This window comes from Aquimarina rubra, from assembly GCF_042684305.1.
GTDB lineage: Bacteria > Bacteroidota > Bacteroidia > Flavobacteriales > Flavobacteriaceae > Aquimarina > Aquimarina rubra.
In genome coordinates this window covers 30,118-44,222 of sequence record NZ_JBHULE010000008.1, presented here as the reverse complement: position 1 = coordinate 44,222, position 14,105 = coordinate 30,118, and the positions used below count along the sequence as shown (strand labels likewise).

Here is a 14,105-nt window from a genome sequence, read left to right as displayed (position 1 = left end):
ATGATAAAAAGAATACTATTAATTGGCTTTATACTAATAATCAATGTACTGTGCGCTCAGAACACAGCAGTTACCATTGAAGAAAAGCTAGAAGAAATCGCCAAAACAAAGATTGGTTTAGAAGAAGTTACCCAATTGGATGTTTCTGGTTTAACACTTTTTGAGATAATTACTTCATTGGGAGAAGAACATAAACTTAATGTAGTAGCAGATCCTGATCTTAATCAAATGGTAACCAGTAACTTTTATGATGTAAAAGTAAAAGACGTATACCTTTTTCTAATTAGGACCTATGATCTGGAAGTAGAGTTTATGAACAATATTATTGTTTTTAAACAAAGAGAAATATTTAAAGAAACGCCTAAACCAAAGCCAAAAAAAGAATTAGACATTCGATATAGCAAACAAAATGATTTCCTTTCTGTTAAGCTAAAAAATGACTCTTTATCGTCTGTAGCAGCAAAGATTACAGAATTGTCAAATAAGAATATCGTACTGGCTCCGGATGTTAAGAATATGAGCGTTTCTGCCTACATTATTAATAGGCCATTTGATCAGGTAATTGATATGATTGCTAAATCAAATCAGTTAATTTCAGAACAAGATGATAATGGTTTTTATTTTCTATCAAAAGATGTAGAAGTTCAAAACACTGCAAATAATACAAATAGAACTGGTAGCAGAAGAAGATCATCAAGAGCTTCTAACAAAAATATTTCTGGAGATTTAGATATCAAATTAAAAGATAATGGGTATTTAAGCATAAAAGCCTATGATGCTAATGCTACAGAAATCATAATGAAAGCAGCAGAATTGTTACAACTTGGATATACTATGTATGACAAACCTGATGAAATTATCACGACCATTTTTTCTGAAGAAATAGATTTTGATAATTTATTACAACACGTATTTAGAGGAAAAAAGTTTGCAGTAAACAAATCAGATGAATTTTATCTAATAGGAAAAGAAACAACAGCTGGTTTAAGAGCAACAGAGTTAATTCAGTTGGAGAATAGAACTATTGAGTCCGTATTAGCCACATTACCTAAATCTTTAACTCAAGATGTCGAAATTCAGGAGTTTGTAGAGCTTAACGGGATGTTGGTTTCCGGATCCAAACCGGTGATCGTAGAGCTGGCTCAAGTTATCCGAAAGTTGGATAAAGTAGTTCCTTTAGTGCAAATAGAAGTACTAGTTGTTCAGTATAATAAGTCTTACGATATTCAGACAGGTTTACAGGCAATTCTTGGCGATGGATCTGAGGATGTAAAAACACAAGGAAATGTTTTTCCTAATACTGATGTAACAATAAATTCGGGTACAATTAACCAATTAATAGATGCTTTCAATGGACTTGGTATTATTAACATTGGTAAAGTCACTAAAAATTTCTATGCCAACCTAACTGCATTAGAAAACAATTCTATTGTAAATCTTAAGTCTACTCCAAAGATAGCCACATTGAGCGGTCACGAAGCAAGTATTTCTATTGGAGAAACAGATTACTATTTTGAGCAAACCAATAGGTTGATTAATACTGGTGTCAATGATAATATTTTGCAATCCGGTCAATGGAAACCAACGGAGGCAAACCTAAGCGTAAATATAAAACCCTTTGTTTCTCTTGATGAACACGTAACTTTAGAAATTGCAGTAGAGAAAAGTGCATTTTTAGGAAGAGCAGGAGAAAGTGCACCACCTAGTAAATCCACTCAGAAATTCGAATCACTGATAAGAGTGCGAAATAATGAAATGATATTGTTAGGAGGATTAGATGAACTAGAGCGAGAGAACTCAGGTAGCGGTACTCCTGTATTATCGAGAATACCAATTATCAAATGGTTTTTTAGTAGTAAAAGAAAAGCCAGAGATAAATCCAAATTACACGTATTTATAAAGCCTACAGTAATTTACTAATGATCCAGAAACTTCTAAATAATATCCTTTTAGGAAACAAGATCCAGTCTGTTCAGATTCATTTAGATACTGATCAGAAGGAATTTAGTTTGGTCGAAATTCAGAAGAAAAAAAATAGTATCACCATTATAGATCGCTATACTACTTCAAGCTTTGAGGATTTAGTAGCTAAGCTTTCTAAAAACAAACCCGTTATACTCTCTATAACAGGTCAGGGAATTTTATCTAAGAAAGTAAAAAATGATACAGGATATCAATCTAAAATATTGTTCAACGCCGACCCGGATGATTTTTATTGGCAAGAATATCGACAAGAGGGAGAAATATATGCTTCTGTAGCCAGAAAAGAAATTGTAGATACAGAAATTGAGTTATTCGATAAAGCTCAGATTACTATAGTTGATTTTTCTATTGGTCCTTTTGTCATAACTTCAGTTCGACCTCTAATGGAAGAAAAAGTGTTACAAACTAAAAATATTATCTTATATTTTGAAGGAGCATCCTTAGTGGATTTCAAAAAAAGAGAAGAGCAAGATAGTATTGAGTATGTAATTGGCGATGAAAATTTGTCTAATGTAGATATCCTTTGTTTTGCAAATGTCCTTCATTATTTATATCCAAATGAAGCGATGAGTTCCGAGACTGATACCATGTTGTCCAGAAGGGAAGAATTTACCTATAAAAAAGCATTCAATATTGTTGGAATATGTACACTTTCGTTTTTCTTAGTTTCATTATTAATAAGCTATCTTCTATTAGGTCATTATCAAGAAGCACATCACAAAATACAAGTAGAGTTAGGAGAACAAAATGTTGCCTATTCTAAATTAATTTCTTTAGAAAAAGATAAAGAGAATAAAGAAGCGATATTAAAACAATCCGGTCTTAGTGATAGTAACTTTTTAAGTTTTTATATATCCGAGATAACTAAAGAAGTTCCTGGAGAAATCAATCTGAAAGTATTAAACATATTTCCAACGACCGCAAAGATTAAGGCAGAACAGCGAATTAACTTTAGTAATAACGTGATAGAACTAGAAGGAACTGCTTCATCAAATGCTCAATTCACATCCTGGATACAGAAACTTAAAGCGCAACCTTGGATCAATAACTTAGAAATTATTGATTTTCAAAGAGAGAACAGAACAAATTCTTTTAGAATCAAATTAATATTGAAATTCGATGTTTGAAAATCTATCCTATAAAAAGAAGTTTTTTGCACTACTAGCACTAATGGTGGTCTTGGGTATAACTGCTTATAAGCGATCGTTTAGTATGACCTTAGATGCTGCTCAGTTATTAGAAGAATCTAAGATGAAATTAGAGAAAGTTAGTAATTCACAGCAACGTATTACCAATCTAATTGCAGAGGTATCATATCTGGATAAACTAATCGGTAAAGAGGTTGCTAATCCAGACATAGTTCAGCAGGAAATTCTGAATACATTTAACGGGATAAATAGAGATACACAGTTAGTAAAACTAGAAGCAATTCACAAAGCTAGTGATGAATATTTCAATATTTATACAAATCGATTGATTCTAACGGGTAGTTATGGAGAACTGCTAAACACTACCTATGACTATGAGAAAATGTTTGATTTTTCCAGGGTAGTAAGCCTTAAGTTTTATATTGAAAAAGAACCAAGAACGAGAAGAAAAAAATTATTTGAACAAATTATATTTCAGAATTATGAGAAAATACGTTAGGTATATAACCATAGTATGTATAAGTTTTTTTATAGGATGTGATGATATTATTGAAGATGATATCACTAATGACCTAATAACAACTGTAGCTCCACAGGATATGACACAGATTGAAGGGAATTCTGTTCAGTTTAGATGGAATCCAATCGATGGAGCAGATGAGTATAGAATACAAATTAATAATGTAGCATTGAACAGCATCATTTTAGACTCTCTGGTAAATACTTCAGTTTTTAATTATGCTATGAATCCGGGGGAATATCAATGGAGAGTAAGAGGAGAAAATTTTGCCTATCAAACAGCATATTCTTTTAATGCTGCATTTTCTGTAATTTCCTCTACAGATCTTTCAGGGCAAACAGTATTGTTAAATAATCCTCTGAATAACTTATATACTAATGATGTAGCAATAACATTTTCCTGGCAAGGAATAAGTACAGCAACTTTTTATAAATTTCAAATACTAAAGGTAGAAGGCACAACTGAAACAGTAGTTTTTGAAGATGAAAATGTGGTGGATACATCAATTACTATAGGTAATACAACCATAACAGAAGATGCAGAATATATCTGGCAAGTAAGCGCAGAAAATGATACCAGTTTTACTGATTATTTCCGTAGAACATTTTTTATAGATACAGAAAATCCATCAGCACCAAATCTGGTAACTCCAACAGTAGGACAAAACTTCACAACGAGTCAGGAAGTTAGTTTTACTTGGAATTTTGATAATGATACTGGAGTAATTCAATCGGGTATCACAGGAACTATTCAGATCGCTTCGGATGAAAATTTTAGCAATGTTGTTTTATCAGATAGTAATGCTGCAGGAAGCTTCTCAAATACATTTGATACGGCAGGAACATATTATTGGAGAGTTAGAGGGCTTGATGAAGCAGGAAACACAGGAGATTATAACAGCACTGGTCAATTTAATGTGAATTAATGCAAAAGAAAAAGATTAATAAAGTTTTAATTATTGCGGTTGCTCTGATTTGGGGAGTGGTGCTTTATAAGTTTGCTGCTCCATATTTTTTAACCAATGATGTGGTGGTAACCGCAGATGCACTTGTTAGTCCTCCCAAAATATTATTACGAAAAAAGGATACTTTTAATCTTAATATACCAACTAGGGATCCTTTTTTAGGAAAAACAATAAGTAAAAGAAAGTCGGTAGTATCTGCACCTTCTCGACCTCAAAAAGTATCTCGGCCTAAAATGCCTGTTTCAAAGAATTGGCCTAGAATTGAATATTTAGGGTTTATAAAATCTAAAGAAAGTACATCGAGACTTGGATTACTTAGAGTAAACGGCACTTTAAAACGTGTTCGTAATGGAGCGAAAATACAAGATATTATAATTAAGAATATTTCTGAAGATATGATATCCATTCAATTTGGAAAAGATACCAAAGATTTTAGAAAACAGAACTAGTTATAAAGGTATGTATTAGAAAATGACCGCGTTTTCATACGAATTGTTATTTTTTTGAAAAAAAAATGAATTTTCACGGTAACATTTGTATTCCTTATGACACTAAGATATAGATACATGTAATAATAGGTCATTTTTAATTGAAGCTATTGCATAATTTGGAATAAAAAACTTAAAAATTTAAGGGAATTGTCTGTTTTAAACTAAAGATTTACGAATAATTTATTGTTAATAAATACTTACGGTATTAACGTATTTTTTTAATTTTTTTAACATATATTTGCCCTGCCCAAAATAAAAATTAACCATCTTGAAAAGAAATTACACTACTTTGCTGGTAATATGCAATGTCTTGCTTTTAATTACCGTATTCTCTTTAATATCATTTTGTTTTCTAAATAAATCCCAATCTAACGTTGTTTATGTAGACAATGTTACATTGTTTAATGGATTCAACATGTCCAAGGATCTTGGGAAAATCAATAATGATAAAATTACAAAGCAAAAGAAAAAACTAGACAGTCTGTATACCATTTACTCCATCTTTAAAGAGCAGAACAATACAGAAAAAACAACCGTATTAGAAACTCAGTTAAGATCGGAAGATCAGGAACTAAGAAAAATGAATGAATATTTTTCTAAAGAAGTGAGTCAACAAGTTTGGAATCGATTAAATCAATATATAAAGGAATATGGAGAAGCAAATCAATATAAAATTATCTTGGGAACACAAGGTAACGGCAATATTATGTTTGCTCAGGATGGAATCGATATTACAGAAACCGTATTGGAATATGCTAATACGAAATACGAAGGGAATTAATAAAGACCAAAAACTAAAATAATTATAAAGGGATGATTAAAAAACTACTTTTAATGATATTTGTTATAACTAGTAATTTGCTAGTTGCACAAGGAAATGGACGAGGTAATAGAAACGGTAATGCCACTGGTAATAATGGAAATGGAAACGGTAATATTGATCCTAGTAATGTTTTTGTGGGGACAGATGCCGGAACAAATAACACCTCTGGTTTAAATAACGTATTTGTAGGTGCCAGTGCTGGTCTTAATAATACTACTGGCAACGGTAATGTTTATATTGGTAATAGAGCAGGAGAAACGATTCAAGGAGATAATAAACTATTTATACATAATGATGGTTCTGAAATACCTTTAATCTACGGAGACTTTGCTACAGATCAATTAGGTGTTAACACCAATATTATTCCAGATGGATATAATTTTGCTGTGGGTGGAAGCGCTAGTATAGATGGGAGTGTATTTGCTAATGGAGGAATTTTTGAAGCGTTAGATACTGAAGCTGCTACTAATGCCACATATTATAAAGATTGGGGCAAATATAGTATGGCTCTATCCGCAGGTAAGATAGCAAGTACGGATGAAGAAGGATATCAAAAAAGAAAATTAACGTTTAGTGATTTTCCGGCAACTGCTACTTTGCCAGAAGGAGCAGAGCTATCAGTAGCTAACGGAGAAAAACCATTTTTCTACGTATCTTCTTTTGATAAAGAAACTAGGTTTTTTGTTAGTGACCCAAAAGGAGATGAAATTTTAAAAACGGGAAACTTTACGCCAGATAATTCTAATAATCCGACTGATAATGATATTAAATGGCTGCATATGGTGCAACCAGATTCAAGAATGGTGATCGGAAGTTGGGGAGGATATTTATTAGATCAAGGCCATAAATTAGTGGTTAAAGATGGAACCGCTATGATCGAAAACGCCATTTATACCAATGGTAGAATCGCTATCGGTACTACAGAAGAGGATCCTGGATACGCACTTACAGTAAAAGGTAAAGTACATGTACAGGAAGTAAAAGTTGACCTTCTGGGAGTCCTTGCGCCTGATTATGTATTCTATGAAGACTATAAATTGAAAACTTTAAAAGAAGTTGAGGATTATATTGATCAAGAAGGACACTTGCCGAATATTCCATCTGCATCAGAAATGGAAGCACAAGGTGTGAACCTGAAGGAGATGAATATGAAGTTGCTAGAAAAAGTAGAGGAACTTACATTATACACCATTGCACAGGAAAAAGCGATAAAAGAGCAGAAAGAAGCAAATGACGCGTTAGAAAAACGCTTACAAAAGCTAGAAAAATTACTACAAAAGTAATCCCGTAAATTAAATCACAATTTTTAGAATTATGATACTCAAAAAGGAATTTGTTTTCTTTTTGATCGGGATATTACTGGTCTTATCCTGTCAAAAAGAAAAAAAGGAACCAATAGCTGCTGCAGAATATAAGCTATATAATCTGGAGCAATCTGGTTGGAAATCTAAATCAGTTTCGCACTCGTTTTCGGATATAGAATACAAGGCTACACTGGTTCCATTACAATATTATATTCTAAAAAATGAAGGAAATAACGATTTACAAAAAGTAGATTCTATTTATGAGTCGTTTAAAAATGAGCGCATCATCGAGATAGAGTTTCAGCACGAAAATAAGGATGATTTATTGAAAGATATATATACAAGCAGGGATTATGAATCCTCTGTAAAGTATATGTCTTTTTATATAGAAAAGGATTTTAAGGCGGTAACACAATCAGGCGATACCATCAATTGCTCCGGAGTAACGTTCGAGCGTAATTTCAAAGTGGCACCTTTTAAGAGATTACTACTTCATTTTGGTAATATTCCGGAAGAAGAAAATATAAAACTGATTTACCAGGACAATTTGTTTGGTAACGGTTTAATGAAATTTAATTTCAAAGAAACACCTATTAAGTTATAAAATTATAACACACTAAGTGATATGATCAACACGATACGAAAAAGTAAGGTTACAAAAGTTATTGCGAGTTATTTGGCAATTCAGATGATTGTACAGATGGCACAACCTATGCAATTATTTGCATTAACCAGTGGCCCTTCTCAACCAGAATTTAATGCATTTACACCTATTGGGACCTCTGATATGGTGGATTTGTCTTCAGGAGATTTTAATTATAACATTCCGGTAATGGATGTAGGAGGATATCCATTAAACCTAGCTTATAATTCTGGGGTAAATATGGATCAGGAATCTTCTTGGGTAGGGTTAGGATGGAATCTTAGTGTTGGTCAGATCAATAGACAAGTACGTGGTATTCCGGATGATTTTGACGGAGATGAAATTAGGTATGAAAACAATCTAAAAGATAACCTTACCATTGGTGCAACTGTAGATGTAAATGCTCAGATATTTGGTATCGAGGCATTAAGAGGCGGAGCGGGACTTACCATTCAGCATAATAACTATCACGGGATCACTTTTAAGCCATCATTCGGTTTAAATTTTGCCGTTTCAGATCACGTGAGTGTTGGGATGAATTTAACTTCCTCAGCATCTGATGGAGCAACAGTGACTCCTAATGTTAGTATAAGTGCAGGAAAAGGAGGAAAGGATAAGTATGCAAATGAAGCTCTAACAGGAGGTGTAAATTTTGGTGTTCCTTTTAATTCCAGACAAGGGCTAACATCTTTTAATATGAGCGCTTCTATTACAAAGCATGCTACTAATAATAGCTCTAAACAAAATTTTGGAGTAAAAGCAGGTCTTTCTGGATCAGGAAGTGTATCATTTTTGAATACTACTTTTACTCCTGCTAAGAGGACATCATTTAAAAATACGGGATTAACATTTGGTATTTCAGTGGGTGGAGATCTTTGGGGAGTTGATGGAGAAGTAGGTGTAACTGCTTATGGAAACAAACAAAGTCTGGCAAGAAAAGAAAATGTAGAAAAAGCTTATGGTTATGAGTTTACAGAGAACGCTACTCGTAATGATATTTTAGATTTTAACAGAGAGAAAGAAGATATCGTAAGCAAAAATACGCGTGTTCTGCCAATGGTAAACTATTCTTATGATATATATAATATTAACGGTCAGGGAATAGGAGGAATGTTTCGCCCTTTTAGAAGTCAGACCGGGTATATCTATGATCAATTTGTAAGTGATGAAAGCAATAGTAATTCCGGAGGAGGTGAAATTGAACCGGGATCAGGTATTCATATTGGGTTGGATTATAAAAACTCTCCTTCTGAGAGTCATACTGGAGTTTGGGAAACAAACGCTACTCAATTCTTAAAAGAAAGAGCTTTAGACAATCCAACATATGAGAAAGTATATTTTAAATCAATAGGCGAATTATCTGTAGATCAGGAAAAAGAATTGTTTCAAAACACTCTAGGAGGTTATAATGCGATGGCATTGGCCATTGATCAACCAGGAGGAAATACAGGCACTCTGGGAAGAAATAATAGTTATGGAAAGTTTGCTGCCAATCGATATAGAGTTAAAAATTTCCAAAATGATGGTGTGAACTATAATTATGATGAGGTAGTTTTTAATCAACCTATTCAAAGAAAGAAAAGAGAAATTCGAAATCAATCTATACAGCCGGTAACAGTAAGCGATGTAAAGAAATTTGGTCTTGGAACTTTTACAGCGAATACACACGCAAAACCGCATCACAAAGCAGGTATGAAAATACTGCAAGCTGATGGTTCTACTTATACCTATGGAGAAACCGCTTACAACCTAGATAAAGAAGAAGTTTCTTTTGCTGTTAGAGCAGCCGGTAATTGTTCTTTAGGGAGTGTACCAATAACAGGGGATGAGAATACTAAAAATAATCGAAGTGGTCAGGATCATTATTTTAATAAGATTGCTACTCCAGATTTTGCACATACGTACTTGTTGTCCAGTGTATTATCATCGGATTATGAAGATAGAAAAGGAGATGGACCAACCGATGATGATTTTGGAGCGTATACAAAATTTAACTACGAAACTACTGAAGATGAGTATCAATGGCGTGTACCTTATGAGGATGCTTCTTTCAATGCGGGATTAAACTCAGATAAAGAGGATCAAAAAGGAAGTTATGTATATGGTAAAAAAGAGATCAAATACATTAAAACTATTGAGACTAAGACTCACGTGGCAGTTTTCCATTTATCAGATAGAAAAGATGGTCGTGGTGTAAAAGATGAAAAGGGAGGAGGAGATGTTGCTAATTCTGCCCATATGCAAAAAATAGATAGTATTTCTTTGTATTCAAAACCTGAATATATAAAGTATGGAGAAGAGACCTCAGCAATCAAGAGAGCACATTTTATCTATGATTATTCTCAATGTCAGGGAATCCCTAATAATCTTGGCGGTAAATTAGACGATAATGAACTTGATTATTATGATGAAGAAAAAGAAGAACTAGCAAATAAGGGTAAGCTTACACTAAAAAAAGTGTACTTCACGTACCGTGATTCTAAAATGGGTACATATACTCCATATACCTTTAACTACGGAACAGGTTCCTATAATGAAGATGGTAAATGGATACAGGATAATGCTTCTAATCCTGATTATAATTTAAAAGGTTATGATATTTGGGGTAATTATAAGCCCAATCAAGGCGGTTGTGATGTAAATGACGACATTACTGCGCCAGAGTTTCCGTATGTAGAACAAGGTAATCAGGGACAACAGGATTTATTCGCACAGGCTTGGAGTCTAACTTCGGTAGAATTACCATCTGGTGGTCGTTTGCAAATGACGTATGAATCCGATGACTATCAATATGTACAAAAGCGAAAAGCTATGCAAATGTTTAAAGTGCTTGGAGCAAGTAAAACGCTTAATGGAACTATTGATGACACCTTGTATACTCCAGGATCTTATAACGGTACTTCTGATGCTAAGTATTTAATTGTAGAAGTTGATGATCAGGTAAATACCATTAATGATTTTAAAACAAGATATTTGGGCGAGTATATTGATAAACCGGTATTCTTCAAGTTTATGATGAATATGTCTAAACCTGGAGGACTTACCAATGGTCCTGTTTTTTCTAAAAATGAATTTGATTATGTAACCGGATATTTTAGAATTGATCAAGAAGCTTTAACTGATAATATCATCCTTCCATCAAGTGTTTCAGGGAAGAAGAAAGTCGCAATTCCGATGCGAATGTCTGATTTAGAAGGCGGTATCAATGGTAGTGGAAAAAATGTAAACCCAATATCAAAAGCAGGTTGGTATTTTGGAAGAAAATTCCTTAATAGATTAGCCTATGGAATGAAACTGGCTAATGATCCTCAAAACCCTGCAGATATAGCTCAGGAACTAATTAAAAGTTTTGGAGGAATTATTGAAATTTTTAAAGGCCCAAATGGAGTACTTAGGGATCAGGAGCTACACTCGAGACGTTTTATTCCGGAAAAATCCTGGATACGTCTACAGCATCCTAATGGTAAAAAGTTAGGGGGCGGTGTTAGAGTAAAACAATTATTGTTAGAAGACCAATGGGATAAAATGCTAAACGTAAGTAGCACTGACGACAATATTGATCGCTATGCTAAAAAATATGGTCAGTTATATGATTATACATTAGCGGAAGATGGAACGTCTAGTGGAGTTGCCACATACGAACCTTTGGGAAGTAAAGAAAATCCTTTTGTAGAACCATTCTATAATAGGGGTGATAAGGTAAGACCTGAAGAGGTAAATTATGTGGAGAAGCCTTTTGGAGAGTCATTTTTTCCGTCACCAACCATTACCTATAGTAGGGTAACGGTTAAAAACTATAATCCATCAGAAAATATAAAGCAGCATGCTACCGGTAAAGTGGTTAATGAGTTTTTTACCTCTAATGACTTTCCTACAATTGCAGATTATACCGATATTGACAATCCTGCTAACTGGAAATCTAATGATAAAGAAGTTGTAGCTAATGTTTTAAAAGGACTTTTTGGATTGAAAGTCTCTGTAAAATCAGAACTTACGTTATCACAAGGATTTGTGGTTCATACCAATGATATGAATGGTAAAACAAAATCGCAAAGTGTTTATAATGAGTATGACGAGTTTATATCTGGAGTGGACTATAAATATAGTACGAGTAGTGAAGATGAAAGCAAATTAGATAACAACCTTGTCACCATTGCAAAAGATGGATCTGTTGTTAAAAGAGAAATTGGAGTTCATTATGATGTGATTAATGATTTTAGAGAAAATTATTCTAAATCTACAGTGTTTGGTATTCAGGGTAACGTGGCTACATTGTTTATCGGTATTTTCCCACTGATAATTCCTACAGCTCCACCAGAGAGATCTGAAATTATATCTACGTTGCATACTACTACGACCACAAAGGTTATTCATACAACTGGAATTCTAAAGGAAAAAATTGCCAAAGATTTAGGATCACAAGTAAGTACTGTAAATGAAGCTTGGGATGCCTCTACCGGTCAAGTACTTTTAACAAAGACGGTTAATGAATATGATGACCAATATTATAATTTCAATTTCCCAGCGTATTGGAGTTATAAGAATATGGCGCAAGCCTCTAGAAATATTGGAGCCAAGGGTAAATTGGGAAAATCTGGTGAATTTTTTACTTATCCAAATGTAAAAGATTTTATGGCTGAGGGTGATGAATTATTGATTGATGCAGGATCAAAATCAATGCGTGCTTGGGTAGTTGGTTTTAATGGATCAAATGGAGTTTACTTAATGAATAGAAAAGGAGAGCTACTAAACGATGATGACACTATCAATGGAACTATTGATTTTAAAGTAATTCGATCAGGTTATCGTAATCAGCAATCTGCAAATATGGCATCAATTACTATGATGAAGAATCCAATAGAAGCTAAGATTGGATCTACTATTACTAATGAAGATTTTATACAAGCTGATGACACTTCAACCAATAATCTTAGGATAATAAATGCAAGTGCTGTTGAGTATGATGACTTTTGGAATGCTCAATGCGAGGGCGATTTAAAAAGTTTACATGCGGATGATTTGGATAAAGTGGACATTAGAGATTATACATTCAATCCTTATATCGAAAATATAAAAGGAGAATGGAGAGCAAAAAAATCATATGCCTATTTAGTAGAACGATCTAAAATAGCAGAGGGGCAGAGTAACGAAGCGTTTAATAGGAGAGAAGGATATTTTAAAAGTTTTGAACCTTTTTACAAACTAGAAGGTGGAGCTTGGAAAATGATCGTACCTGATAATTCCAAACAATGGACCTTTGCCAGTGAGGTAACACAATACAGTCCTTACGGAGCAGAAATAGAGAATAAAGATGCACTGGATAGATATTCTTCTGCTCAGTACGGATATAATTTCACATTACCGACTGCTGTTACTTCTAATAGTAGATATCGATATATGGGAGCGGATAATTTCGAAGACTCTTATTTCAGAAATGCTTTAGGTCATCATTTTAATTTCCGTGAAGCCATTGACAGAGATGGAGCTGGAGGGATAGTTGTTTCTGAGGAAAAATCCCATTCAGGTCGTACCAGCCTTCTGATCCCAAAGGGTAGTAATGGTAGTGCTGATCAAACCACAAGTTTAATAGGTGAGTTAGTTGAGGATATGGATCCTGATGAGGATGGAATCACAAATATAGAAGAGGTTATAAATGATGTAGTTAATCCTGCGGACAATTGTCCATATAATTATAATCCGGATCAAGCAGATTATGATGGAGATGGTATTGGTGATGAGTGTGATGATATGTCAGAACCAATAATTAAAGGTGTATACTCGAAAAGTAATATAAATACAGGCCATACCTGTCATGGTAGGACTGCTAAATTTACCATTAATGGTACACCTAAAGATGATGTTTATTTTGCTTTTGTAGTGCATGAAACGGGGTTTAGACAAATGGCAGTTAGATTTAATGATAGACTTTTATTTACCCATGAAGGATTAAATAAAGGAGATGTATTGATTTTTAAAAATAGAGAAATAGTCTTAAGTGCAGCAGGAACAAAATACATTGAATATGATTTTGATGTTGCAGAAGGGAAAAATGGTAATCCAAGTAAAAAAAACATCTGGAGATTAGAGTTTGTGTTACTTCATAAATCTACTTTAGAACCAATTCAAGGTACTTCTATTGATCTTAAGGTGGTTGGATATGCAGGTTGTCAAAATGTTGCACCTGTTTGGCTTCCAATTAATTAAAAAATGTTACTAAGAAAAAAACATC

General features: G+C 33.6%; 9 protein-coding genes. All 9 read left to right on the top strand.

The window, feature by feature from the left end; translation table 11 throughout:
* The 9 genes from ACFSR1_RS04320 (at position 1) to ACFSR1_RS04280 (ending at position 14,080) form a co-directional block, all read left to right on the top strand.
* Positions 1-1,920: a type II secretion system protein GspD gene (locus ACFSR1_RS04320; protein ID WP_378289997.1), complete on the top strand. Its 1,920-nt coding sequence runs from the start codon at positions 1-3 to the stop codon at positions 1,918-1,920.
* Positions 1,920-3,110: a PilN domain-containing protein gene (locus tag ACFSR1_RS04315; RefSeq protein WP_378289995.1), complete on the top strand. Its 1,191-nt coding sequence runs from the start codon at positions 1,920-1,922 to the stop codon at positions 3,108-3,110. Before ACFSR1_RS04320 ends, ACFSR1_RS04315 begins: the two co-directional genes overlap by 1 nt.
* Positions 3,103-3,630, top strand: coding sequence for a hypothetical protein (locus ACFSR1_RS04310; RefSeq protein ID WP_378289993.1), 528 nt, complete (start codon positions 3,103-3,105; stop codon positions 3,628-3,630). The genes ACFSR1_RS04315 and ACFSR1_RS04310 overlap by 8 nt, the downstream gene beginning before the upstream one ends.
* Positions 3,614-4,576 carry a hypothetical protein gene (locus ACFSR1_RS04305; RefSeq protein ID WP_378289991.1) on the top strand — a complete coding sequence of 321 codons (963 nt, stop codon included), beginning with the start codon at positions 3,614-3,616 and terminating at the stop codon, positions 4,574-4,576. Before ACFSR1_RS04310 ends, ACFSR1_RS04305 begins: the two co-directional genes overlap by 17 nt.
* Positions 4,576-5,064: a hypothetical protein gene (locus ACFSR1_RS04300; RefSeq protein ID WP_378289989.1), complete on the top strand. Its 489-nt coding sequence runs from the start codon at positions 4,576-4,578 to the stop codon at positions 5,062-5,064. Before ACFSR1_RS04305 ends, ACFSR1_RS04300 begins: the two co-directional genes overlap by 1 nt.
* Positions 5,065-5,521: 457 nt before the next feature.
* Complete coding sequence (locus ACFSR1_RS04295; protein WP_378289987.1) at positions 5,522-5,887, top strand: OmpH family outer membrane protein; 366 nt, start codon at positions 5,522-5,524, stop codon at positions 5,885-5,887.
* A 53-nt stretch (positions 5,888-5,940) separates the two neighbouring features.
* Complete coding sequence (locus tag ACFSR1_RS04290; RefSeq protein ID WP_378289985.1) at positions 5,941-7,212, top strand: hypothetical protein; 1,272 nt, start codon at positions 5,941-5,943, stop codon at positions 7,210-7,212.
* Between the two features lie 31 nt (positions 7,213-7,243).
* On the top strand, positions 7,244-7,837 hold the full coding sequence (locus tag ACFSR1_RS04285) for a hypothetical protein (RefSeq protein WP_378289983.1): 594 nt from the start codon (positions 7,244-7,246) through the stop codon (positions 7,835-7,837).
* Between the two features lie 21 nt (positions 7,838-7,858).
* Positions 7,859-14,080, top strand: coding sequence for a hypothetical protein (locus tag ACFSR1_RS04280; RefSeq protein WP_378289981.1), 6,222 nt, complete (start codon positions 7,859-7,861; stop codon positions 14,078-14,080).
* Positions 14,081-14,105: the final 25 nt, after the last annotated feature.